This is a genomic window from Pseudomonas ovata (assembly GCF_003131185.1).
GTDB classification, from domain to species: Bacteria; Pseudomonadota; Gammaproteobacteria; order Pseudomonadales; family Pseudomonadaceae; genus Aquipseudomonas; species Aquipseudomonas ovata.
Window position 1 is genome coordinate 238916 of record NZ_QFFU01000001.1, and the last position, 23141, is coordinate 262056.

At 61.2% G+C, this 23141-nt stretch carries 23 protein-coding genes; 17 read left to right on the forward strand and 6 right to left on the reverse strand.

Going from position 1 to position 23141, the window contains the following annotated elements:
* Positions 1-46: 46 nt before the first annotated feature.
* A complete protein-coding gene (locus tag DGA31_RS01075; RefSeq protein ID WP_152034982.1) occupies positions 47-313 on the forward strand; it encodes a hypothetical protein in 267 nt (88 codons plus the stop codon).
* Between the two features lie 64 nt (positions 314-377).
* Here the strand turns inward: DGA31_RS01075 and DGA31_RS01080 are convergent, their stop codons facing one another.
* Positions 378-1595 carry an argininosuccinate synthase gene (locus tag DGA31_RS01080; protein ID WP_056834681.1) on the reverse strand — a complete coding sequence of 406 codons (1218 nt, stop codon included), beginning with the start codon at positions 1593-1595 and terminating at the stop codon, positions 378-380.
* A 118-nt stretch (positions 1596-1713) separates the two neighbouring features.
* Complete coding sequence (locus DGA31_RS01085; RefSeq protein ID WP_109511268.1) at positions 1714-2679, reverse strand: flagellar protein MotY; 966 nt, start codon at positions 2677-2679, stop codon at positions 1714-1716.
* Positions 2680-2829: 150 nt separating this feature from the next.
* Between DGA31_RS01085 and pyrC the strand changes: the two genes are divergently transcribed.
* From pyrC to bfr, 4 genes are all read left to right on the forward strand, one after another.
* On the forward strand, positions 2830-3876 hold the full coding sequence (pyrC, locus tag DGA31_RS01090; RefSeq protein ID WP_056834677.1) for a dihydroorotase: 1047 nt from the start codon (positions 2830-2832) through the stop codon (positions 3874-3876).
* On the forward strand, positions 3873-4544 hold the full coding sequence (rnt, locus tag DGA31_RS01095) for a ribonuclease T (protein ID WP_056834675.1): 672 nt from the start codon (positions 3873-3875) through the stop codon (positions 4542-4544). Before pyrC ends, rnt begins: the two co-directional genes overlap by 4 nt.
* 156 nt (positions 4545-4700) lie before the next feature.
* Positions 4701-4919, forward strand: coding sequence for a bacterioferritin-associated ferredoxin (locus tag DGA31_RS01100; RefSeq protein WP_082481256.1), 219 nt, complete (start codon positions 4701-4703; stop codon positions 4917-4919).
* A 372-nt stretch (positions 4920-5291) separates the two neighbouring features.
* The gene (gene bfr, locus DGA31_RS01105; RefSeq protein ID WP_056834672.1) at positions 5292-5762 is read left to right on the forward strand and encodes a bacterioferritin; all 471 of its coding nucleotides are present in this window, start codon (positions 5292-5294) and stop codon (positions 5760-5762) included.
* 111 nt (positions 5763-5873) lie between these two features.
* Here bfr and grxD read toward each other — a convergent pair whose 3' ends face one another.
* Both grxD and DGA31_RS01115 read right to left on the reverse strand, forming a co-directional pair.
* Complete coding sequence (gene grxD, locus DGA31_RS01110; protein ID WP_056834670.1) at positions 5874-6212, reverse strand: Grx4 family monothiol glutaredoxin; 339 nt, start codon at positions 6210-6212, stop codon at positions 5874-5876.
* Positions 6213-6390: 178 nt separating this feature from the next.
* Positions 6391-6696 carry a type 1 glutamine amidotransferase family protein gene (locus DGA31_RS01115; protein WP_056834668.1) on the reverse strand — a complete coding sequence of 102 codons (306 nt, stop codon included), beginning with the start codon at positions 6694-6696 and terminating at the stop codon, positions 6391-6393.
* A gap of 466 nt (positions 6697-7162) precedes the next feature.
* Between DGA31_RS01115 and argF the strand changes: the two genes are divergently transcribed.
* Positions 7163-8080 (forward strand): ornithine carbamoyltransferase, encoded by a 918-nt coding sequence (gene argF / locus DGA31_RS01120; RefSeq protein ID WP_082481254.1) that lies wholly within the window; start codon positions 7163-7165, stop codon positions 8078-8080.
* Positions 8077-9153 carry an ABC transporter ATP-binding protein gene (locus DGA31_RS01125; protein WP_109511269.1) on the forward strand — a complete coding sequence of 359 codons (1077 nt, stop codon included), beginning with the start codon at positions 8077-8079 and terminating at the stop codon, positions 9151-9153. Before argF ends, DGA31_RS01125 begins: the two co-directional genes overlap by 4 nt.
* Before the next feature lie 12 nt (positions 9154-9165).
* Here DGA31_RS01125 and ybaK read toward each other — a convergent pair whose 3' ends face one another.
* Complete coding sequence (gene ybaK, locus DGA31_RS01130; protein ID WP_109511270.1) at positions 9166-9636, reverse strand: Cys-tRNA(Pro) deacylase; 471 nt, start codon at positions 9634-9636, stop codon at positions 9166-9168.
* Between the two features lie 244 nt (positions 9637-9880).
* Between ybaK and DGA31_RS01135 the strand changes: the two genes are divergently transcribed.
* From DGA31_RS01135 to aauR, 10 genes are all read left to right on the forward strand, one after another.
* Positions 9881-10729, forward strand: coding sequence for an MIP/aquaporin family protein (locus tag DGA31_RS01135; protein ID WP_109511271.1), 849 nt, complete (start codon positions 9881-9883; stop codon positions 10727-10729).
* Positions 10730-10753: 24 nt separating this feature from the next.
* A complete protein-coding gene (gene glpK, locus DGA31_RS01140; RefSeq protein ID WP_056834656.1) occupies positions 10754-12259 on the forward strand; it encodes a glycerol kinase GlpK in 1506 nt (501 codons plus the stop codon).
* A 73-nt stretch (positions 12260-12332) separates the two neighbouring features.
* The gene (locus DGA31_RS01145; protein WP_109511272.1) at positions 12333-13088 is read left to right on the forward strand and encodes a DeoR/GlpR family transcriptional regulator; all 756 of its coding nucleotides are present in this window, start codon (positions 12333-12335) and stop codon (positions 13086-13088) included.
* Positions 13089-13280: 192 nt separating this feature from the next.
* A complete protein-coding gene (glpD, locus tag DGA31_RS01150; RefSeq protein ID WP_109511273.1) occupies positions 13281-14834 on the forward strand; it encodes a glycerol-3-phosphate dehydrogenase in 1554 nt (517 codons plus the stop codon).
* Between the two features lie 318 nt (positions 14835-15152).
* Positions 15153-16076 (forward strand): glutamate/aspartate ABC transporter substrate-binding protein, encoded by a 924-nt coding sequence (locus DGA31_RS01155; RefSeq protein WP_056834652.1) that lies wholly within the window; start codon positions 15153-15155, stop codon positions 16074-16076.
* A gap of 230 nt (positions 16077-16306) precedes the next feature.
* The gene (locus tag DGA31_RS01160) at positions 16307-17053 is read left to right on the forward strand and encodes an amino acid ABC transporter permease (protein WP_056834650.1); all 747 of its coding nucleotides are present in this window, start codon (positions 16307-16309) and stop codon (positions 17051-17053) included.
* A complete protein-coding gene (locus DGA31_RS01165) occupies positions 17053-17724 on the forward strand; it encodes an amino acid ABC transporter permease (protein WP_109511496.1) in 672 nt (223 codons plus the stop codon). The genes DGA31_RS01160 and DGA31_RS01165 overlap by 1 nt, the downstream gene beginning before the upstream one ends.
* On the forward strand, positions 17721-18455 hold the full coding sequence (locus DGA31_RS01170) for an amino acid ABC transporter ATP-binding protein (protein WP_056834648.1): 735 nt from the start codon (positions 17721-17723) through the stop codon (positions 18453-18455). Before DGA31_RS01165 ends, DGA31_RS01170 begins: the two co-directional genes overlap by 4 nt.
* 56 nt (positions 18456-18511) lie before the next feature.
* A complete protein-coding gene (gene aauS / locus DGA31_RS01175; RefSeq protein ID WP_109511274.1) occupies positions 18512-20422 on the forward strand; it encodes a two-component sensor histidine kinase AauS in 1911 nt (636 codons plus the stop codon).
* 10 nt (positions 20423-20432) lie between these two features.
* The gene (aauR, locus tag DGA31_RS01180) at positions 20433-21773 is read left to right on the forward strand and encodes a two-component response regulator AauR (protein ID WP_109511275.1); all 1341 of its coding nucleotides are present in this window, start codon (positions 20433-20435) and stop codon (positions 21771-21773) included.
* 224 nt (positions 21774-21997) lie between these two features.
* On the opposite strand, the gene DGA31_RS01185 is transcribed toward aauR, so the two are convergent.
* Positions 21998-22993: an alpha/beta fold hydrolase gene (locus tag DGA31_RS01185; RefSeq protein ID WP_056834642.1), complete on the reverse strand. Its 996-nt coding sequence runs from the start codon at positions 22991-22993 to the stop codon at positions 21998-22000.
* Positions 22994-23141 lie beyond the last annotated feature (148 nt).

Consider the following 23141-nt stretch of genomic DNA (forward strand, 5'->3'; position numbering starts at 1 on the left):
GGGATGTACCGAATCCACCCAATACGATCATACCCATGGAACTATCATGTCAATACTGAACGAATTCCGAGCATTGGAGCAGGCCTTGCAAACGCAACAGGACAGGCTTGAATCACTTAAGCACAATGAACAACTTTCCAGGGAACTGGCTTTTGAGCAAAAACTGCTGACGCTGTTGAAACGCCACAATATGGGCCTCGAACAACTGCTGGGTTTCATTCCCCGCTCATTGCAACAGCCACCGCCCAACCTGTGCGAGCCATCAGTCGTCTATAAGGCTGGCAAGTCCCGCAAACCACGCACCCAACCGTGAGGCGGATCATCGAATCGTGTCCTGCAGCCCCGGCCGGGGCTGCAGGACACGGTCAGGAAGCCGCTCAGAACAGCTTGCGGTTCTTGTTCGCGGCAATGCGCATGCGCAGCGCGTTGAGCTTGATGAAGCCCGCTGCGTCGGCCTGGTTGTAGGCACCGCCGTCTTCTTCGAAGGTTGCGATATTGGCATCGAACAACGAGTCATCGGACTTGCGCCCTACGACAATCACGTTGCCCTTGTACAGCTTCAGGCGCACCACGCCATTCACGTGTGCCTGGGAAGCATCGATCATCTGTTGCAGCATCAGGCGCTCAGGACTCCACCAGTAGCCGGTGTAGATCAGGCTGGCGTAGCGCGGCATGAGCTCATCCTTGAGGTGAGCCACTTCGCGGTCCAGGGTGATCGATTCGATGGCACGGTGGGCACGCAACATGATGGTGCCTCCCGGGGTCTCGTAGCAGCCGCGCGACTTCATGCCCACGTAGCGGTTCTCGACGATGTCGAGGCGACCGATACCGTTCTCGCCGCCAATGCGGTTCAGTTCGGCCAGCACCTGGGCCGGACTCAGGTCCTTGCCATCGATCGCCACGATGTCGCCGGCGCGGTAGGTCAGCTCAAGGTAGGTCGGGGTATTGGGGGCATCTTCAGGCGACCGGGTCCAGCGCCACATGTCTTCTTCGTGTTCGGTCCAGGTGTCTTCCAGCACACCGCCTTCATACGAGATGTGCAACAGGTTGGCGTCCATGGAGTACGGCGACTTTTTCTTGCCATGACGCTCGATCGGGATGGCATGCTTTTCAGCGTAGTCCATCAGTTTCTCGCGCGACAGCAGGTCCCACTCGCGCCATGGGGCGATGACCTTGACGCCAGGCTTGAGCGCATAGGCGCCCAGTTCGAAGCGCACCTGGTCATTACCCTTGCCGGTCGCACCGTGGGAGATGGCGTCAGCGCCGGTCTCGTTGGCGATTTCGATCAGGCGCTTGGCGATCAGAGGACGTGCGATGGACGTACCCAGCAGGTACTCGCCTTCATAGACAGTGTTGGCACGGAACATCGGGTAGACGAAATCGCGCACGAACTCTTCGCGCAGATCGTCGATGTAGATCTCTTTCACGCCCATGGCCTGTGCCTTGGCGCGTGCAGGCTCGACCTCCTCGCCCTGCCCCAGGTCAGCGGTGAACGTCACCACTTCGCAGTTATAGGTATCTTGCAGCCACTTCAGGATCACTGAAGTATCCAGGCCACCAGAATACGCCAGAACGACCTTGTTTACGTCCGCCATGCCATCACTCCACCGGGTTGTACGGAAAACCGTCGAGTCTACCGTTCAAACCCGCAGATTTACAGTGGCGCGACAGCTTGTGACCCTCAGGCGACAGCGCTCGTACCCTTCGCAGGGGTCAGGAGGCCTTGGCAGGCGCCCCTGTGGTGGACGGTGCCGGTGCCGGCATACCAGCCGCCGGAGCGACCGGTGGTGCTACAGCAGGCGCGACAGGGGCGGGAAGTTCCTGGGGCGCCACACGCTCCAGATGCACATTCACCCGCCGGTTGCGGGCGCGGTTGGCATTGTTGGTATTGGCCGCCAGCGGATAGCGCTCACCGTGAAAGCGCAGGGTGATCTGCTCTTCAGGCACACCATTGGCCTTGAGGTAGTCCATGACCGCCAGGGCCCGACGTCGTGACAGGTCGCGATTGGTCAGACGGTTGCCGCTGTTGTCGGAGTGACCGTCCAGCTCGATATGGTTGACCGTCGGATCGGCCTTCAGATAAGCCAGCATATTGTCCAGGCGCGCCCTGGCCTTGGTATCGAGCTCGATGCCGCCCCCTGGGAAACCGACCTCGGCCTGCTTGATCTGGTCGAAGTTCATTGGCAGCAGCCTGGCCGTGCAGGCCTGGTACTCGCCAAAGGCCTCACGAAACCTGGCCGGCAACAGACGCACTTCCATATTGCCGCCGCCGTCACGGGCATAGTGACGTATCACCGGGCTGCGGCCTTCGAGCAAGCCTGTGATCAGACGACCGGCTTGCGCCTGCGTGGTATTGAAGGGGATTTCGCCGTTACTGACCCGCACCGACCCCAGGTTGATATCGCCGCGCCCAGGCTGCCAGGGCGATGCAGCCGCCAGCAGAGTGGCCGAGCCGTTGCCCAGCGTGTTGTAGGAAGCCTTCAGGCGAAAGATCGCCTGCTCGCCCGCACGGCGCACGAACTCACCCGCGCCCAGATCGGTAATGGGCTGGCTCAGGCGACATTCGAACTGATCGCCCTCGACTTTCCACTCGATGCTTTCCAGGCGTGTCTGGAAATTGATCGCCGCTGCCGGCAGGCTGACGACGAGGCTGAGCAGGGCTAGATATCGCTGGCGCACGGGAGGCTCCACCTGAAAAATTGGCGGCAAAACAGAAAAATGCCGACCTGATGGCTTGCTATCGGTAACTTCCCACAAAACTTGATAGCGAGTGCCTGAGACTGTCTTTTCCGGTAGCATTCCGCGAGTTCGAACCGCCTGGAATCCCCAATGTCCGACCGCCTGACCCTATTGCGTCCCGACGACTGGCACATCCATCTCCGTGACGGAGCTGTGTTGCCTCATACCGTTGCCGACGCTGCGCGCACCTTTGGCCGCGCAATCATCATGCCCAACCTGGTGCCTCCGGTGCGCAACGCGCAACAAGCCGATGCCTACCGCCAGCGTATCCTGGCGGCACGACCTGCCGGCAGCCGCTTCGAACCCTTGATGGTGCTGTACCTCACCGACCAGACCACAGCCGAAGACATCCGCGACGCCAAGGCCAGTGGCTTTGTGCATGCGGCCAAGCTGTACCCGGCCGGCGCGACCACCAACTCCGACTCCGGCGTCACCAGCCTGGACAAGATCTACCCGGCCCTTGAAGCCATGGCCGACGTCGGCCTGCTGCTGCTGGTGCATGGCGAAGTCACCCGTGGCGAAGTCGACGTGTTCGACCGCGAGAAGCTGTTCATCGACGAGCACCTGCGCCGCGTCGTGGAGCGCTTCCCGACCCTCAAGGTGGTCTTCGAGCACATCACCACCGCTGACGCCGTGCAGTTCGTCAACGAGGCATCAGGCAATGTGGCGGCGACCATCACCGCGCATCACTTGCTGTACAACCGCAACCACATGCTGGTCGGTGGCATTCGCCCTCATTTCTATTGCCTGCCGATCCTCAAGCGCAACACGCACCAGGTGGCGCTGCTTGACGCCGCCACCGGCGCCAGCAGCAAGTTCTTCCTGGGCACCGACTCGGCACCCCATGCCCAGCATGCCAAGGAAGCGGCCTGCGGCTGCGCCGGCTGCTACACCGCCTATGCTGCCATCGAGCTGTATGCCGAGGCGTTCGAACAGCGTAACGCCCTGGACAGGCTCGAAGGTTTTGCCAGCCTGCACGGTCCGGCTTTCTACGGTTTGCCTGCCAACCAGGACACCATCACTCTGATTCGCGACGAATGGACGGCGCCTGCCAGCCTGCCGTTTGGCGAACTGAACGTTATCCCGCTGCGCGCTGGTGAAAAACTGCGCTGGCGTGTGCTGGAGGAAAAGGCGTGAGCGACGATCATCTCGACGACGATCTGGACATTCACCATGGCGGTGGCTCGCGCCATCCGATGGCCGCGCGCTTTCGCGGCTATCTGCCGGTTGTGATCGATGTCGAAACAGGCGGCTTCAACTCGGCCACCGATGCCCTGCTGGAAATCGCAGCCGTGACCATCGGCATGGACGAAAAAGGTTTTGTGTACCCCGAGCACACCTATTTCTTTCGGGTAGAACCCTTTGAAGGCGCCAACATCGAGGCGGCTGCCCTGGAGTTCACCGGAATCAAGCTCGACCATCCGCTGCGCATGGCGGTCAGCGAAGAAACCGCGCTGACCGATATCTTTCGTGGCGTACGCAAGGCCATCAAGGCCAATGGCTGCAAGCGCGCCGTGCTGGTCGGCCACAACGCCAGCTTCGACCTGGGCTTTCTCAACGCCGCCGTGGCGCGCCTGGACATGAAACGCAACCCGTTTCATCCCTTCTCCAGCTTCGACACCGCGACCCTGGCCGGCCTGGCCTACGGCCAGACGGTGCTGGCCAAGGCCTGCCAGGCCGCCGGCATGGACTTTGACGGCCGTGAAGCCCACTCGGCCCGCTACGACACGGAAAAGACCGCCGAGCTGTTCTGCGGCATCGTCAACCGCTGGAAAGACATGGGCGGCTGGCGCGACTACGACTGATCCGGCCGGCGCACTTGCCCCGCGCAAGTGCGCCGATTCCTGATCGACGCACCACTCATCGGGCTGGCTGAATCCGGCTCAAAACAATTTTGACAAGCATTCTCATTAGCATTAGTCTCGTTCGCAACTTGCAATACACAGCGACGGTTCAAGCTTATGTACGTTTGTCTCTGCCTAGGTGTTACTGACGGTCAAATCCGCGAGTCGATTCTCGAAGGCTGCTGCAGCTATCGGGATGTTCGCCAGACCCTCGGTGTTGCGACGCAATGCGGCAAATGCGCCTGCCTTGCCAAGCAGGTCGTACGTGAAACCCTGACCGAACTGCAAACGACACAGGCGTCGCTGGCTTACCCTGCAGAATTTTCAGCAGCGTAAAGGGGGGCCTCTAAAAACGTAGGCGAGGCAGTCAGCGCAATACCGACGGCGGCCCCACAAAAACAGGTGAAAAACGGTCGGAGTCGCGGCCGACTTTACGGGTTGTAAATGAGCATTGAGCCTGTTTTCAACGCAGCGATGACAACGCAGGTAGTTTTTAGAGATACCCTAAAAGCCCCTGTTTAATGAGACCGGACCCAACGTCCGGTTTTTTTATGCCTTTAATTCAACCACTTAGCGTCAAGATGCAGAACTCAAACATTCTTATTCAGATTTAAATTCACTTATTATTCAATAACTTAGGTTTGACAGCAGTTTAGTGCCGGCTCAAACTCGCGGCTTATAGACATTAGCCTGCGGCAGGAACACGACATGAAAGGCGACATTACAGTCATCCAGCACCTCAACAAGATCCTCGGCAACGAGCTGGTCGCCATCAACCAGTACTTCCTGCATGCGCGTATGTACGACGACTGGGGCCTGACCAAAATCGGCGCGCACGAGTACCGCGAGTCGATCCAGGCCATGAAAGATGCCGACAAGATCATCAAGCGCATCCTGTTCCTTGAAGGCCTGCCCAACCTGCAGGACCTGGGCAAGATCCTGATCGGCGAGCACACCAAGGAAATGCTGGAGTGCGACCTGAAGATCGAGAACAAGGGCCTGGCCGACCTGAAAGCGGCCATTGCCCATTTCGAAACCGTGGGCGATTTCGGCAGCCGTGAACTGCTCGAGGACATCCTGGAATCCCAGGAAGAAACCATCGACTGGCTGGAAACCCAGCTGGGCCTGATCGGCAAGGTCAGCCTGGAGAACTACCTGCAGTCGCAGATGGACAGCTGATAACGCCGTCACACCCGCAGCACACTGCAGAAAGCCCCGCTCTGTTACCAGAGACGGGGCTTTCTTTTGGCTGCTGCGCCTGCGGGATTCAGATCCTGCAGGCCGCCTGCATCAGGAAGCGCTGGCTTCCTGCGCTTTTTCTACAGCCTGCTTGACCAGAGGTTGCAGCTCGCCGTTCGCATGCATCTCGGCAATGATATCGCTGCCGCCGACCAGCTCGCCACCGACCCACAGTTGCGGGAAGGTCGGCCAGTTGGCGTACTTGGGCAGGTTGGCGCGGATTTCCGGGTTCTGCAGAATGTCGACATAGGCGAATTTTTCACCGCATGCCATCAATGCCTGGGAAGCCTTGGCAGAAAAACCGCACTGTGGCGCGTTGGGAGCACCTTTCATGTAAAGCAGGATCGTGTTGTTGGCAATCTGCTCTTTGATCGTTTCGATGATATCCATGAAGCACCTCGGCTGAACTTTCCGACGCTGTTGTCGGCACGGTGGCGCATTGTAACGGAAAGCCGAGCATGACGCTCGGTCTTGTACCGTGCCAAAGGCCTGCGCCTGTCGCTCTTTCATCCAGGCGAACTGCCGCACGCTCCGATGCCCACGGCGAGCAACCGTGATGCACATCGGGTCAACTGATGTCGGAAATCGTACCGATAGGCGTGACCTTGCGCTTCATCTGGATCTCGGTCACGGTTTCGATCTGCTCCTGAGCCACCGGCACACCGGTCAACTCGCCGATCAGACGCCAGTGCTCGTCCAGGCCCGCACTGATGGTTGCCATGCGATCGATCATCCTGCGCCCCGAAGCCCGGGTGACCTCATCCTCACTGCGCAGCAACTCAAAAGACATGGAGGTCATCGAGGCCGTCAAATGCGTGAGGGTGCGGGCAGTAAGTCCTAGAAGCTCCGTCAATTGGCGCTCTTTTGAGTTCATGCCGAAAAACCTCCTGTAGATCTGTATGCTTTATAACTCAGGGTTGATACTAAAGATACAAACGACTTCGCCGCCGCGTGATACACATCGCATCCGCCATGCCCAACGCTGTCGGCCGCGGCCGGCGGGCACTGCAGCGTTGTTGCAAATATTGCAAAACAATCGGGGCGCAGTGTACAAATGCTGCCTTCGACCCAGGTGAAGTTGTTCAACGCCTTGTCCGATCGGGCCGGGCCGGAGACACAGGCCTGTCGGGCTTTTGGTCCAGGCCCGGCCCAGGCATCATTTGAAACAAGCCAAACCCCTTATAAATCAACGGCGCCGTTGTGTTGCTGCGACATTTTTTTATACCATCGCGCCTTCCCTAATTCGTCGTTCAATCGGCTTTCGCTGCAGGTCATGACTGTTTTCTCGATATAAAACCGGTCCCGGCACCTGCGGTCTGTTGCAAAAAAGGTAATCAATGATGAGCGCCAGGCACTTTCTCTCGATGATGGATTACACCCCGGACGAACTGCTGGGCCTGATCCGTCGTGGCGTAGAGCTCAAAGACCTGCGAAATCGCGGCGTGCTTTTCGAACCCTTGAAAAACCGTGTGCTGGGCATGATTTTCGAGAAGTCCTCGACACGTACCCGTCTTTCTTTCGAGGCCGGCATGATCCAGCTGGGTGGCCAGGCCATTTTCCTGTCCCATCGCGATACGCAACTGGGTCGCGGCGAACCCATTGCCGACAGTGCCAAGGTCATGTCACGCATGCTCGATGCGGTCATGATCCGCACCTACGCCCACAGCAACCTGGTCGAGTTTGCTGCCAATTCCAGGGTGCCCGTCATCAACGGCCTGTCGGACGACCTGCATCCCTGCCAGTTGCTGGCCGACATGCAGACCTTTCTTGAGCACCGTGGCTCGATCAAGGGCAAGACCGTGGCCTGGGTCGGTGACGGCAACAACATGTGCAACAGCTATATAGAAGCCGCCATCCAGTTCGATTTCCAGTTGCGCGTTGCCTGCCCTTCCGGCTACGAGCCCAACCCTGAGTTCCTGGCACTGGCCGGCGACCGGGTCATCGTCACGCGCGACCCCAAGGCAGCCGTGGCCGGCGCCCATCTGGTCAGCACCGACGTCTGGACGTCCATGGGCCAGGAAGACGAAACCGCACGGCGCATGGCCCTGTTCGCGCCTTACCAGGTCAACCGCGAACTGCTCGACCTGGCGGCCGATGACGTCCTGTTCATGCATTGCCTGCCGGCTCACCGCGGCGAAGAAATCAGTGAAGACGTGCTCGACGACCCGCGCGCCGTGGCCTGGGACCAGGCGGAAAACCGCTTGCACGCGCAGAAGGCCCTGCTGGAATTTCTGGTCGCGCCGTCCGTGCCAGCATGAGCCAGCCGTTATTGCTGAAGCTGCACAACCTCGCGTGTGGCTATCAGAACCAGCGCGTGGTGCAGGATCTGCACCTGCACCTGAACGTGGGCGACATCGGTTGCCTGCTGGGCTCCTCGGGGTGCGGCAAGACCACCACCTTGCGCGCCATTGCAGGCTTCGAACCGGTGCACGCCGGCGAGATCCGCCTGGGCGGCGAAGTGATCTCGCGCCCGGGCTTTACCCTGGCACCGGAAAAGCGCCGAATCGGCATGGTTTTTCAGGACTATGCACTGTTCCCGCACCTGACCGTGGCGCAGAACATCGGCTTTGGTATTCGCCGTCACCCGCGCCAGGCCACGGTGGTCGATGAACTGCTGGAGCTGGTCAACCTGTCCGGCCTGGGCAAACGCTACCCGCATGAACTGTCCGGTGGCCAGCAGCAGCGCGTGGCCCTGGCCCGCGCCCTGGCACCTGAACCCCAACTGCTGCTGCTCGACGAGCCGTTTTCCAACCTGGATGTGGAGCTGCGCAAACGCCTGAGCCATGAGGTGCGCAGCATTCTCAAGGCCCGTGGCACCAGCGCGATCCTGGTCACTCATGACCAGGAAGAAGCCTTTGCTGTCAGTGACCACATCGGTGTGTTCAAGGAAGGACGGCTGGAGCAGTGGGATACGCCCTACAGCCTCTATCACGAACCCCTGACGCCTTATGTCGCCAGCTTCATAGGACAGGGTTATTTCATTCGCGGCCAGTTGCTCGACCATGAATCAATCAGCACCGAACTGGGGGTACTGCGCGGCAATCGTGCCTACCCCGGCGCGCCAGGCAGTGCGGTGGATGTCCTGCTACGCCCGGATGACATCGTCCATGCCCCAGGCAGTCCGCTCAAGGCGCGAGTGACCGGCCGCACCTTCCAGGGCGCCTCCACCCTTTACAGCCTGCAACTGGCCACCGGCAGCCCGCTTGAAGCCTTGTTCCCCAGCCACATCGATCGTATGCCCGGCGATGAAGTCGGTATTCGCGTGGAGGCCGAACACCTGGTGGCCTTCGCCACGGCCGGCAGCGTGGCGACCCACAGTGCCAAGCGGTAAGACCCTGCCCGGCTAGCCGCGGCCAATCGCGGCAAAGCGGGCGGCGGTCTGTTGCGCCAGCGCAGCGGCAGGCAACTCCACTTCCAGCCCGCGCCGTCCGGCACTGACGAAAATCGTTGCGAACGGCTCGGCGCTCTGGTCGATAAAAGTGCGCAAACGCTTCTTCTGACCTAGCGGACTGATGCCACCCAACAGATACCCGGTGCTGCGTTGCGCCGCGGCAGGATCGGCCATCTCGGCCTTTTTCACCCCGGCTGCCTGAGCCAGGGCCTTGAGGTCCAGCGTGCCGGTCACCGGCACCACCGCGACCAGCAACTCGCCCTTCTCGCTGCTGGCCAGCAAGGTCTTGAACACCCGCGCCGCTTCCAGCCCCAGCTTCTCGACGGCTTCAAGACCATAGGAGGCCGCCTTGGGGTCATGTTCGTAGCTGTGGACGCGATGCTCGATACGGTTTTTCTTCAACAGATCCAGGGCAGGTGTCATGCGGGCACTCCATGGCGGACAGGGCGGTCGCCACTTTAAGCGAAAAACCGGGCCGCTGCTGCCACTCTGTAACCAGAAATTTCCCACATCAAAAGTAGACCGCCATGAAGCGCGGCCCGGCCTGACACGGACTATGGTTCAGGTTCGAGCAGCAAGTGCTCGTTTTCGAACACGCCCGGACATAGGCGGTATCCAGCCTTTTGCCTCTTCAACAAAGAGGCCATAACAATAAAACGAGGTTTGCATGAAACTCCCGCTCGACACGCCCACCCTCACCGGCCAATGCACGGCCGAATTTCTCGGCACGGCCCTGATGATCTTCTTCGGCACCGGTTGCGTGGCCGCACTCAAGGTGGGAGGCGCCAGCCTCGGGCTGTGGGAAATCAGCCTGATCTGGGGCATGGCCGTAAGCCTGGCCATCTACCTGAGCGCCGGCATTTCGGGCGCGCACCTGAACCCCGCCGTCAGCATTGCCCTTTGCCTGTTTGCCGGCTTCGAGCGCCGGAAACTGCCTTTTTACATCGTGGCCCAAACGGGCGGCGCACTGTGCGGCGCCAGCCTGGTCTATCTGCTGTATCACGGTCTGATCGTCGACTTCGAACAGGCTCGCCTGATGCTGCGCGGCAGCCCTGAGAGCCTGGAACTGGCGGCGATATTTGCCACCTACCCGCATGCCTCGATCTCGGTTGAACAGGCGTTCATGGTCGAGGTGATCATCACCGCCGTATTGATGGGCGTGATCATGGCCCTGATCGACGACCGCAATGGCCTGCCACGCGGAGCCCTGGCCCCCCTGCTGATCGGCGTACTGATTGCAGTGATCGGCAGCGCCATGGGACCGCTGACCGGCTTTGCCATGAACCCGGCACGTGATTTCGGGCCGCGCCTGATGACGTTTCTGGCTGGCTGGGGCAATGGCGTCTTCAGCGGCGGACGTGACCTGCCGTACTTCCTGGTACCGCTGCTCGCACCGATTCTCGGTGCCTGCCTGGGCGCTGCCGGGTATCGTCTGCTCATTGCCCGTCACCTGCCCGGCGGCCACGCACCGGCAGGCCGTGAAAAACCGGGCAGCAACACCCAGTCCTGTTCCTGACATCCGACCTCCAGGCCCCTCGACATGACCGACGTACACGACAAGCACTACATCCTTGCCCTGGACCAGGGCACGACCAGCTCACGCGCCATCGTTTTCGACCGTGATGCCAATGTGATCAGTACCGCCCAGAGCGAATTCACCCAGCATTACCCGCAAGCCGGCTGGGTCGAACATGACCCCATGGAAATCTTTGCCACCCAGAGTGCCTGCATGACCCAGGCCCTGGCCCAGGCCAACCTGCACCACGACCAGATTGCCGCGATCGGGATCACCAACCAGCGCGAAACGACGCTGGTCTGGGAAAAGAGCAGCGGCCGCCCCATTCACAACGCCATCGTCTGGCAATGCCGGCGCAGTACGCCCATCTGCCAGCAACTCAAGCAGCAAGGCCTGGAAGATTACATCCGGCAGACCACCGGGCTGGTCATCGACCCTTACTTTTCCGGTACCAAGCTCAAGTGGATCCTGGACAATGTGCCAGGCAGCCGCGAGCGCGCACAAAAGGGCGAACTGCTGTTCGGCACCGTCGACACCTGGCTGATCTGGAAACTCACCGCAGGCCGTGTGCATGTCACCGACTACACCAATGCCTCGCGCACCCTGCTGTTCAATATTCATGACCTGCAGTGGGACGCGCGCATGCTTGAGGTGCTGGACATTCCGCGCCAGATGCTGCCCGAGGTCAGAAGCTCCAGCGAAGTGTATGGCCACAGCGAAAGCGGTATCCCGATTGCCGGTATCGCCGGCGACCAGCAGGCGGCGCTGTTCGGCCAGATGTGCGTCGAACCGGGCCAGGCCAAGAACACCTACGGCACCGGCTGTTTTTTGCTGATGAACACCGGCAGCCAGCCTGTCCAGTCAGTCCACGGCCTGCTGACCACCCTCGCCTGCGGCCCCCGGGGCGAGGTGGCCTATGCCCTGGAGGGCGCGGTGTTCAATGGTGGCGCCACGGTGCAGTGGCTGCGCGACGAACTGAAAGTGGTCAATGACGCACTGGACACCGAGTACTTCGCCAGCAAGGTGAAGGACAGCAACGGGGTGTATCTGGTCCCCGCCTTCACCGGCCTGGGCGCCCCCTATTGGGACCCGTATGCCAGGGGCGCGCTGTTCGGCCTGACCCGCGGCGTGAAGATCGATCACATCATCCGCGCGACCCTGGAATCGATCGCCTTCCAGACCCGCGACGTGCTCGACGCCATGCAAAAGGATGCCGGCCATCGCCTGACCTCACTGCGAGTCGACGGCGGTGCTGTGGCCAACAATTTTCTCATGCAGTTCCAGGCTGACATTCTCGGCACACGCGTCGAACGCCCACACATGCGTGAAACCACCGCGCTGGGCGCTGCATTCCTGGCCGGCCTGGCCACCGGTTTCTGGAGCAGCCTGGACGAGTTGCGCGACAAGAGCGGTATCGAGCGGGTGTTCGAGCCACACCTGGACACGGCGCAAAGGGAACATCACTACGCCGGCTGGCAAAAGGCCGTAGAACGTACCCGCGACTGGGCACCCCACGACGAGGTGCCCTGAACCGTGGCATGACAGGCGAGGCAGGGCTAGGTCATGATGGACGCCATTTATCACAGGCGTCCCAAGGAACCCCATGAACCTGCCACCTCGTCAGAAACAGCTCCTGGAGCGGGTCCGTGAACGCGGCTATGTCAGCATCGAGGAAATGGCCATCTGGTTTGACGTAACGCCCCAGACGATCCGCCGCGACATCAATCAGCTGGCACAGATGAACCTGCTGCGCCGCTATCACGGTGGCGCCGCCCATGATTCAAGTGTCGAGAACACCGCCTACACGATGCGCGCCGACCAGATGCGCGAAGAAAAGCAGCGTATCGCCGCCATGGTCGCCGCACAGGTACCGGACAACGCCTCGCTGTTCATCAATATCGGCACCACCACGGAGGCCATCGCGCATGCCTTGCTGGGGCACAGCAACCTGAAGATCATCACCAACAACCTGCATGTGGCGTCAACGCTCAGTACCAGGGACGACTTCGACGTACTGCTGGCCGGCGGCAACGTACGCCGCGACGGGGGCGTGGTGGGCCAGGCCTGTGTGGACTTCATCAGCCAGTTCAAGGTCGACTTTGCCCTGGTCGGCATCAGCGGCATCGACGAAGACGGCAGCCTGCTCGATTTCGACTACCAGGAAGTGCGTGCCTCACAGGCCATCATCAGCAACGCACGCCAGGTCATCCTCGCGGCTGACTCCAGCAAGTTCGGACGCAATGCCATGGTTCGCCTGGGACCGATCAGCCTGATCGACTGCCTGGTCACCGACCAGGTGCCTTTGCCTGCGCTGCAACACTTGCTGGCCCAGAAGAAAATCCGCCTCGAAATCGCCTGAACAGAGACCTGCCCGCCGTTCACACTTCATGCATACAACACATGACAGCCGCCATTGATCTGCCCCGTCTGGCGGTTCATACAACCGTCATTGGTTTTCCATCAGACTGTGGTCTATTATTTTCGAAAGTGAACATTTAATGTTCATATGAACATTCATGGCACGCTGCGGGCTTGAGCAGGGGATTCTTCGATGTCGACGACGCATGCACCGGTTTCATCCGGCATCTACGATCTGGTAGTCATCGGTGGTGGCATCAACGGCACCGGGATTGCCGCCGACGCCAGTGGCCGTGGCTTGTCGGTGTTGCTGTGCGAGCAGGACGACCTGGCCAGCCATACCTCCTCGGCCAGCAGCAAGCTGATCCACGGCGGCTTGCGCTATCTGGAGCATTACGAGTTCCGCCTGGTGCGCGAAGCGCTGGCCGAGCGTGAAGTGTTGCTGGCCAAGGCGCCGCACATCGTCAAACCGATGCGCTTTGTGCTGCCTCACCGTCCTCACCTGCGACCGGCATGGATGATCCGCGCCGGAATGTTTCTTTACGATCATCTGGGCAAACGCGAAAAACTGCCAGCCTCGCGCCGGGTCCGCTTCGGTGCAGGCAGCCCGCTCAAGCCGGCCATCACCGAAGGTTTCGAATACTCGGACTGCTGGGTCGATGACGCCCGGCTGGTCGTGCTCAACGCCATGGCGGCCCGGGACAACGGCGCGCATATCCATACCCGTACGCGGTGCCTGAATGCCAGGCGGATCGAAGGTCTGTGGCAAGTCGACCTGCAAGGTCCCAACGGCCAGGTGTTCTCGGTTCGCACCAGGGCACTGGTCAATGCCGCAGGGCCATGGGTGGCCACCTTGCTGCGCGATGACTTCAAGCAGACTTCGCCCTACGGCATTCGCCTGATCCAGGGCAGCCATTTGATCGTGCCGAAACTCTACGAAGGCGATAACGCCTTTATCCTGCAGAACGAAGACAAACGCATCGTCTTTACCATTCCCTACCTGGAACAGTTCACCCTGGTCGGCACCACCGATCAGGAGTACCAGGGCGACCGCGCTGACGTGAAGATCACGGAACGCGAGCGGGACTACATCCTCAAGGTGGCCAATGACCACTTCAACCGGCAACTGACGCCTGACGACATCCTGCACACCTATTCGGGCGTGCGTCCGCTGTGCAATGACGAGTCTGACAACCCTTCGGCCATCACCCGCGACTACACGTTGTCACTCAATGGCGAACGTGATGAGGCGCCGATTCTCTCGGTGTTCGGCGGCAAGCTGACGACCTATCGCAAACTGGCCGAGTCCGCGATGGACTTGCTGGCCGTGCAGTTTCCAGCCATGAAACCGGCCTGGACGGCCCTTGCGCCGTTACCTGGTGGCGAAAGCACTGTAGAGGCCCACGAACTGATCGCCCGCTACAACTGGCTGCCTGCCCAGGTGGCCGGCCGCTGGGTGCGCACCTACGGCACACGTAGCTGGCAATTGCTCGATGGCGCCCAGAGCCTGGCAGATCTTGGCATGCATTTCGGCGCCGGCCTTTATGCGCGAGAAGTCGAGTACCTGTGCGAGCACGAATGGGCCGTACAAGCCCAGGACATTCTCTGGCGGCGGACCAAGCTGGGGCTGTTTACCAGCACTGAGCAACAGGAGGCATTGCAGGCCTGGCTGCGGGATCGCAGCGCACGCGCACAGGGTGTAATCGAAAACGTCATGCGCCCGCGCCCGGCGCTTGCAAAAGCCTGACCCCCCTGTGGACCTCCTCACGCCCTTGGCCCCTTCACGCGCAGGCTGAAGCATTCGGATTTCCGAACGCCTGTGCGCTCCAGATTCGGCTTACCGGACGCCAGGTCCGCGTCCCGACGCTGAAATAATAATTTAATCCCTTTTAAATCAACAACATAACCATAACGACCGATGTGGCACGAGTCATGCTCTACACTCATGACCGACCGCTTCAACACCCAAGGCGTGTGTCTGGCAAAGGCGCCGTTGAAGCATTCGTCACTTGTGGGCTGACAACAGATTGGCCACCCGAATAAAAATGAAGTCGAGGATTCACCGATGCGTATCGTTCCCAAGTTGTTAGGCGCAGCCATCGCTGCCGCTCTGATCAGCACTCCGGCCTTCGCTGCCGAACTGACCGGCACACTGAAGAAAATCAAGGACTCCGGCACCATTACCCTCGGCCACCGTGACGCGTCGATTCCGTTCTCGTACATTGCTGACGCTTCCGGCAAGCCGGTCGGCTATTCCCATGACATCCAGGTGGCCGTCGTCGAGGCGCTCAAGAAGCAACTGGACGCGCCGGGCCTGACCGCTCGCTACAACCTGGTCACCTCCCAGACCCGTATCCCGCTGGTGCAGAATGGCACCGTGGACCTGGAGTGCGGCTCGACCACCAACAACGCCGAACGCGGCCAACAGGTCGATTTCTCGGTGGGTATCTTCGAGATCGGTACGCGCCTGCTGACCAAGGTCAAGGATGGCCAGCCAGCCTACAAGGACTTTGAAGACCTCAAGGGCAAGAACGTGGTGACCACCGCCGGCACCACCTCCGAGCGCATCCTGAAGGCCATGAACGCCGACAAGCAGATGGGCATGAACATCATCTCGGCCAAGGACCACGGCGAGTCCTTCCAGATGCTCGAATCGGGTCGTGCCGTTGCGTTCATGATGGACGACGCCCTGCTGGCCGGTGAAATGGCCAAGGCCAAGAAGCCTGCCGACTGGGTCGTGACCGGCACACCACAGTCCTATGAAATCTACGGCTGCATGGTGCGCAAGGGCGATGAGTCCTTCAAGAAAGCCGTCGATGACGCCATCGTCGCGGTGTACAAGTCCGGCGAGATCAACAAGATCTACAACAAGTGGTTCCAGTCGCCGATCCCGCCTAAAGACCTGAACCTGAACTTCCCGATGAGCGACGAGCTGAAAAAGCTGATCGCAGAACCGACCGACAAGCCGGCTGAAGCCAAGCAGGGCTGATCCGCAACGGTCTGCCCGGGGTGCCTGCACGGTGCCCCGGGCGCATTTGACCCACACGCAACAGATGCTTTACGAAAAGTGGCGATGTCACTTTTCGTAAAGCGTCTGGCAAACGATCCAACGCCCGGGCGGAGCCCCTGGCGGGTTTGACGTAGACGCAAGCCTGAAAGGATTCGAGCCATGCGCAGGCGTGCATTTCGATCGATACCGAACAAGAGGGGTAGACCCTGATGAATTACAACTGGGACTGGACTGTGTTCTTCAAGTCCACCGGTGTCGGCGACGAGACCTACCTGGACTGGTACATTTCCGGGCTGGGCTGGACCATCGCCATCGCCCTGGTGGCCTGGCTGGTGGCACTGGTGCTGGGCTCGCTGCTGGGCATCATGCGCACGGTGCCCAACCGTGTGGTGTCGGGCATCGCCACCGCCTACGTGGAAATCTTCCGTAACGTGCCGCTGCTGGTGCAATTGTTCCTCTGGTACTTCCTGGTGCCCGACCTGCTGCCCGAAGGCCTGCAGGAATGGTACAAGCAGGACCTGAACCCGACCACCTCGGCGTTTCTCAGCGTGGTGGTATGCCTGGGCCTGTTCACCGCGGCGCGAGTCTGCGAGCAAGTGCGTACCGGTATCGAAGCCTTGCCACGCGGCCAGGAATCGGCGGCCCGCGCCATGGGTTTCAGCCTGTCGCAGATCTACTGGAACGTGCTGCTGCCACAAGCCTACCGAATCATCATTCCGCCGCTGACCTCGGAATTTCTGAACGTGTTCAAGAACTCCTCGGTGGCGTCCCTGATCGGCCTGATGGAGCTGCTGGCGCAGACCAAGCAGACAGCCGAGTTCTCGGCGAACCTGTTCGAGGCTTTTACCCTGGCAACACTGATCTACTTCACCCTGAACATGGGCCTGATGCTGCTCATGCGTGTCATCGAGAAGAAGGTGGCGGTGCCCGGCCTGATCTCCGTAGGGGGTAAATGATGGACTTCGACTTTACTGGAATCATCCCTGCCCTGCCGGGGCTGTGGAACGGCATGGTCATGACCCTGAAGCTGATGGTCATGGGCGTGGTCGGCGGTATCGTGCTAGGCACATTGCTGGCGCTGATGCGCCTGTCGCCGAGCAAGCTGCTGGCCAACATCGCCGGTGCCTACGTCAACTACTTCCGCTCCATCCCGCTGCTGCTGGTGATCACCTGGTTCTACCTGGCGGTGCCGTTCGTGCTGCGCTGGATCACTGGCGAAGACACGCCGATCGGGGCGTTCACCTCCTGCGTCGTGGCGTTCATGATGTTCGAGGCGGCGTACTTCTGTGAAATCGTCCGTGCCGGTGTGCAGTCGATTTCCAAGGGCCAGATGGGCGCTGCCAAGGCACTGGGCATGACTTACGGTCAGATGATGCGCCTGATCATCCTGCCCCAGGCCTTTCGCAAGATGACGCCCCTGCTGTTGCAGCAAAGCATCATCCTGTTCCAGGACACTTCGCTGGTCTACACCGTGGGCCTGGTCGACTTCCTCAATGCCTCGCGTGCCAGCGGCGACATCATTGGCCGTTCCAATGAATTCCTGATCTTCGCCGGTCTTGTGTACTTCACGATCAGCTTTGCCGCCTCGCGCCTGGTGAAGCACCTGCAAAAAAGGTTCGCCGTATGATTTCCATTAAAAACGTCAACAAGTGGTATGGGGACTTCCAGGTACTGACCGATTGCACCACCGAGGTCAGCAAGGGCGAAGTGGTCGTGGTCTGCGGTCCGTCCGGCTCGGGCAAGTCGACACTGATCAAGTGCGTCAACGCCCTGGAGCCGTTCCAGAAAGGCGACATCGTCGTCGACGGCACCTCGATCTCCGACCCCAAGACCAACCTGCCCAAGCTGCGTTCGCGCGTGGGCATGGTGTTCCAGCACTTCGAGCTGTTCCCGCACCTGTCGATCGTCGAGAACCTGACCATCGCCCAGATCAAGGTGCTGGGCCGCAGCAAGGCCGAAGCCACCGAAAAGGGCCTGCAACTGCTGGAACGTGTCGGCCTGTCGGCACATGCCAACAAGCATCCCGGCCAGCTTTCCGGCGGTCAGCAGCAACGCGTGGCCATCGCCCGCGCCCTGGCCATGGACCCGATCGTCATGCTGTTCGACGAACCGACCTCGGCACTGGACCCGGAGATGGTCAACGAAGTGCTCGACGTCATGGTGCAACTGGCCCATGAAGGCATGACCATGATGTGCGTGACCCACGAAATGGGCTTTGCACGCAAAGTGGCCAACCGCGTCATCTTCATGGACAAGGGGCAGATCATCGAAGACTGCGCCAAGGAAGAGTTCTTCGACGACGTCACGGCGCGCTCCGAACGCGCCCAGCAGTTCCTCGCCAAGATCCTGCAGCACTAAGTCGACCGGCTGCCCGTGCCAGCGCACGGGCAGCTGTTCGCTCCGGAAAGACTGTGATGAAATGCGACCCCACCCTGTCTCGCGCCGCACCGCCATCACTTGCCGTGAAACCTCGCCTGATCCGCCACCTGTTCCTGCCTCCCCTGCTCCTGATCCTGGTGATCGCGCTGGGCTTTGGTGCCTATCGCATCAGCGAACACTACGGCATTCGCGACTTGAGCGAGAGCGGCGCACGCCAGCTTGAGCTGCACGCCCGCACCGTCGAAAGCGAAATCAGCAAATACACCTACCTGCCGAGCATCCTGGAGCTGGAAGACAGCGTCGGGCAACTGCTCAACAGCCCGAATCCCGAACTCCAGCAGCAGGTCAATCGCTATCTGGAAGGCCTCAACCGGCGCAGCCTGAGCCGGGTCATCTATGTGCTGGACACCACCGGCCGGGTCATGGCCACCAGCAACTGGCGCGATACCGACAGTTACCAGGGCGAGGACCTTTCATTCCGCGCCTATTTCCAGGACGCCGTGCGCGGCACCCCCGGCCGCTTCTACGGCATCGGCACCACCACGGGCGAGTCGGGCTATTACCTGGCCCATGGCCTGGAAGAAAAAGGCCGGATCATCGGCGTAGCCGTGGTCAAGGTGCGCCTGGACACCCTGGAGGCGCGCTGGCAACGCGCGCGCCTGGAAGCCTTTGTCAGCGACGAGAATGGCATCATCATTTTGTCCAGCGACCCGGCCCGGCGGCTGAAATCGGTACGTCCGCTGACCCCGACCATCAAGGAACGTCTGGCGCGCAGCCTGCAATACTACTGGTGGCCGCTCAATGAGCTGGTACCGCTCGAGCGCCAGAGCCTGACCGAGGGCGCCGAGGAACTGACCTTCCCGGCCAATGCCAGCGTCGATCAGGAGCACACCCAGGTCAGTTACCTGGCGCAGACCCGGCCCCTGAACGACACGCCCTGGCACCTGACCCTGCTGACCCCGCTGGAAGACCTGCGCCGTGAAGCGGCCAATCAGGGCATGCTGGTGGCCGTGGTCTGTGCGCTGGTGACTTTCCTGCTGATTGCCTGGAACGAGCGGCGCAAGGTGATCTCGACCCGGCTGGCCGCCCGCGAGGCCTTGCAGGCGGCCAACGACGAACTGGAACGCAAGATCGCCGAGCGCACCGAACACCTGCGCGCCAGCAACGAACGGCTCAAGGCGCAGATTCGCGAGCGGCGCCAGGCCGAAGAAACCCTGCGCAAGGCCCAGGACGAACTGGTGCAGGCCGGCAAGCTGGCAGCCATCGGCCAGATGTCGACCAGCATCGCGCATGAGCTGAACCAGCCGCTGGCAGCGCTGCGCACGCTGTCGGGCAATACCGTTCGGTTTATCGAACGTGGCTCGCTGGACATTGCCACCACCAACCTGCGCACCATCAATGACCTGGTCGATCGCATGGGCCGTATCACCGCCAGCCTGCGCGCGTTCGCCAGGCGCGGCGACGACCGTGGCCAGGCACAACTGGGCAAGGCCGTCGAGGCCGCGTTGCAATTGCTGGCCGGGCGCGTCGAAAGCAGCGCGCTGACCTTGCACCATGAGTACACCGACACCTTGCTGGGCATCGACCAGACGCGCCTGGAGCAGATCCTGGTCAACCTGATCGGCAACGCCCTGGACGCCATGCAGGCGCAACCGCTGCCGGAGCTGTGGCTGGTGGGCGACTACAGCGAAGACCGCTACCAACTGCGGGTGCGCGACAATGGCCACGGTCTCGACGACCAGGCGCGCAAGCACCTGTTCGAACCTTTCTTCACCACCAAGCCGGGCGAACAGGGCCTGGGGCTGGGGCTGACTCTGTCGGCCAGCCTCGCAGCCGCCGCCGGTGGCAGCCTGAGCGCCGAGCAGCCCGAAGGGACAGGCACGGTCTTTGTGCTCAGCCTGCCGCTGGTCGGCGCTCACCCACCCGGTACGGACACGCCTGCATGAGGCCAACGCCATGAACATCAACCATGACCTGACGGTCCTGATCGTCGAAGACGACCCCCACGTTTTGCTCGGCTGCCAGCAGGCGCTGGCGCTGGAAGACATCGTCAGCGAAGGCGTGGGCAGTGCCGAAGAAGCGCTCAAGCGGGTGGGCGAGCAGTTCGCCGGCATTGTCATCAGCGATATCCGCCTGCCGGGCATCGACGGCCTGGAGCTGCTCAGCCGCCTCAAGGCCCGTGATGCCAGCCTGCCGGTGGTGCTGATCACCGGCCACGGTGATATTTCCATGGCGGTCAACGCCATGCGCGACGGCGCCTACGACTTCATGGAAAAGCCCTTCTCGCCCGAGAAGCTGGTGGACGTGACCCGCCGGGCCCTGGAGCAACGCGGCCTGGCTCGCGAGGTCTGGGCCTTGCGCCGGCAACTGGCCGAGCGTGACAGCCTGGAAGGCAAGATCATCGGCCGCTCCCCGGCCATGCAGAACCTGCGCGAGCTGATTGCCAACGTGGCCGACACTTCGGCCAACGTCCTGATCGAAGGCGAAACCGGCACCGGCAAGGAACTGGTCGCTCGTTGCCTGCATGACTTCAGCCGGCGCAGCACCCACCCGTTCGTGGCGCTGAACTGTGGTGGCCTGGCCGAAAGCCTGTTCGAGTCGGAAATCTTCGGCCATGAAGCCAATGCCTTTACCGGCGCCGGCAAACGCCGGATCGGCAAGATCGAGCATGCGCACAAGGGCACGCTGTTTCTCGACGAAGTCGAAAGCATGCCCATCCCCTTGCAGATCAAACTGCTGCGTGTGTTGCAGGAGCGCACCCTGGAACGACTGGGCTCCAATCAGCACGTCGAGGTCGATTGCCGGGTGATCGCCGCCACCAAGTCGGACCTGAATGCCGAGAGCAAGGCCGGGCAGTTTCGCAGCGACCTGTATTACCGGCTCAATGTGGTAACCCTGGAACTGCCGCCGCTGCGCGAACGCCGTGAAGACATCCTGCAACTGTTCGAGCACTTCCTGCAGTTGTCGGCGCTGCGCTTCGACCGCGAGCCGCGCAGCATCGACCGCCAGACCCTGGCCAGCCTCAACAGCCATGACTGGCCGGGCAATGTGCGCGAACTGCGCAATGTCGCCGAGCGCTACGCCCTGGGCCTGCCAGCCTTCAAGGGTGTCACCGGTGGCGTGGAAAGCCCCGCACTGAGCTTTGCCGAGGCCGTGGAAGCCTTTGAAAGAAACCTGCTCAACGAAGCCTTGCAGCGCAGTGGCGGCAACCTCAGCCAGGCCAGCCAGGAACTGGGCATGGCCAAGACCACGCTGTTCGACAAGGTCAAGAAATACGGGCTGCAATCAGGGCAGTAGGAGCGCGGGGCGGCCATCCGTCTTGCCCGCGACCGGGCGCGAAGCGGCCACAAAATTGATGAAACGCCACAAATTTACGACTGCTATCCCATCCGGGATTTATGAAACGCCACAAATTTACGACTGCTAACGCAGCCGGTCGCGGTGGTCCGGCATTCCGGCAAGCGCGCTCCTACGAGGTGATGGCTGCCCTTGATGGGGCGGCAGTCTCCCTGCCGGTGTTTTTACAACTGCGCCATCTGCCGTTTTTCATCGTCATGGTGGGCTTTCAGATAAGGCAGTACGGCCGCCAGCAACGGCGCCTTGAAAGCCTCCTGAAAGCGGTGGGCGAATCCCGGGATCAGCCGCAGCTGGCTGCCACGTATATGCGCGGCCAGGTGCACACCATGCATCACCGGCAGCAAGGGGTCGGCGGTGCCATGCACCACCAGCGTCGGCACGCGCAGGCGGTTGAGCAGTTCGACGCGGCTGGACTCGGCCAGGATCGCGGTGATCTGGCGCTTGACGCCTTCAGGGTTGAACGCCCGGTCATAGGCAATCGCCGCCTGCTGCAACAAGGCTTGCCGGTCATCCTCGACCCGCGGGCTGCCCAACGCGGCCAACAGGTCAGCCTGCTGCTCCAGGGCCTGCTCACGGTTGGGCGCACCGCGCCGGGCGAGCAATTGCAGCAAGGCGGCATTGGGCATCGGCAACCCTTCGGCGCCGGAACTGCTCATGATCAGGGTCAGACTCTCGACCCGCTGGGGCGCCTGGTCGGCCAGGTGCTGGGCAATCATGCCGCCCATGCTCGCGCCCAGGACATGAAAACGGCGAATACCGAGATGATCCATCAGCCCCAGCGCATCATCGGCCATGTCGCTGAGCGAGTACGGCGCCGACACCGGCAGGCCAAGCTTGAAGCGCAGCACTTCGAACGTCAGGTTGACCTCGGCCACTGGCTGTACCCAGCTGGACAGGCCGACATCGCGATTGTCATAGCGAATCACCTGGAAGCCCTGCCTGCACAGCGCAACCACCACCTCATCGGGCCAGTGGATCAATTGCCCACCCAGGCCCATGACCAGCAGCAAGGCAGGGTCCGAGGCGTCGCCTACGGCCTGATAGGCAATCCGTACGTCATCGAGTGCAGCCGTCTGCACGGGCACATCGACAGCGCATTTTTCGGCAGCGAAAGACGGCAGGCCGCATAAAAGTGCAGCCAGAAAGAGAAAGACACGCATTGCAGAAACACCAAAAAACAGATCCCCAGTTGGCGCCCAGTCTGATGATGTTTTGCCGTTCGCGCTGCCACACTTTCGTGACGTTTTGATGAATCGGGATCGGCGGTAAGGCAGCAGCAAGCAGGCGTGAGGTGCACTTCGGTTCTGC

Bases quoted from the DNA above. Each gene is read 5' to 3' on its own strand.
- DGA31_RS01125 (WP_109511269.1), top strand. From the start codon at position 8,077: ATGAGCCAGCCGTTATTGCTGAAGCTGCACAACCTCGCGTGTGGCTAT.
- DGA31_RS01145 (WP_109511272.1), top strand. From the start codon at position 12,333: ATGAACCTGCCACCTCGTCAGAAACAGCTCCTGGAGCGGGTCCGTGAA.
- DGA31_RS01155 (WP_056834652.1), top strand. From the start codon at position 15,153: ATGCGTATCGTTCCCAAGTTGTTAGGCGCAGCCATCGCTGCCGCTCTG.
- argF (WP_082481254.1), top strand. From the start codon at position 7,163: ATGAGCGCCAGGCACTTTCTCTCGATGATGGATTACACCCCGGACGAA.
- DGA31_RS01100 (WP_082481256.1), top strand. From the start codon at position 4,701: ATGTACGTTTGTCTCTGCCTAGGTGTTACTGACGGTCAAATCCGCGAG.
- glpK (WP_056834656.1), top strand. From the start codon at position 10,754: ATGACCGACGTACACGACAAGCACTACATCCTTGCCCTGGACCAGGGC.
- DGA31_RS01135 (WP_109511271.1), top strand. From the start codon at position 9,881: ATGAAACTCCCGCTCGACACGCCCACCCTCACCGGCCAATGCACGGCC.
- bfr (WP_056834672.1), top strand. From the start codon at position 5,292: ATGAAAGGCGACATTACAGTCATCCAGCACCTCAACAAGATCCTCGGC.
- DGA31_RS01080 (WP_056834681.1), bottom strand. From the start codon at position 1,595: ATGGCGGACGTAAACAAGGTCGTTCTGGCGTATTCTGGTGGCCTGGAT.
- DGA31_RS01075 (WP_152034982.1), top strand. From the start codon at position 47: ATGTCAATACTGAACGAATTCCGAGCATTGGAGCAGGCCTTGCAAACG.
- aauS (WP_109511274.1), top strand. From the start codon at position 18,512: ATGAAATGCGACCCCACCCTGTCTCGCGCCGCACCGCCATCACTTGCC.
- DGA31_RS01165 (WP_109511496.1), top strand. From the start codon at position 17,053: ATGGACTTCGACTTTACTGGAATCATCCCTGCCCTGCCGGGGCTGTGG.
- ybaK (WP_109511270.1), bottom strand. From the start codon at position 9,636: ATGACACCTGCCCTGGATCTGTTGAAGAAAAACCGTATCGAGCATCGC.
- DGA31_RS01160 (WP_056834650.1), top strand. From the start codon at position 16,307: ATGAATTACAACTGGGACTGGACTGTGTTCTTCAAGTCCACCGGTGTC.
- grxD (WP_056834670.1), bottom strand. From the start codon at position 6,212: ATGGATATCATCGAAACGATCAAAGAGCAGATTGCCAACAACACGATC.
- DGA31_RS01170 (WP_056834648.1), top strand. From the start codon at position 17,721: ATGATTTCCATTAAAAACGTCAACAAGTGGTATGGGGACTTCCAGGTA.
- DGA31_RS01115 (WP_056834668.1), bottom strand. From the start codon at position 6,696: ATGAACTCAAAAGAGCGCCAATTGACGGAGCTTCTAGGACTTACTGCC.
- glpD (WP_109511273.1), top strand. From the start codon at position 13,281: ATGTCGACGACGCATGCACCGGTTTCATCCGGCATCTACGATCTGGTA.
- aauR (WP_109511275.1), top strand. From the start codon at position 20,433: ATGAACATCAACCATGACCTGACGGTCCTGATCGTCGAAGACGACCCC.
- pyrC (WP_056834677.1), top strand. From the start codon at position 2,830: ATGTCCGACCGCCTGACCCTATTGCGTCCCGACGACTGGCACATCCAT.
- DGA31_RS01185 (WP_056834642.1), bottom strand. From the start codon at position 22,993: ATGCGTGTCTTTCTCTTTCTGGCTGCACTTTTATGCGGCCTGCCGTCT.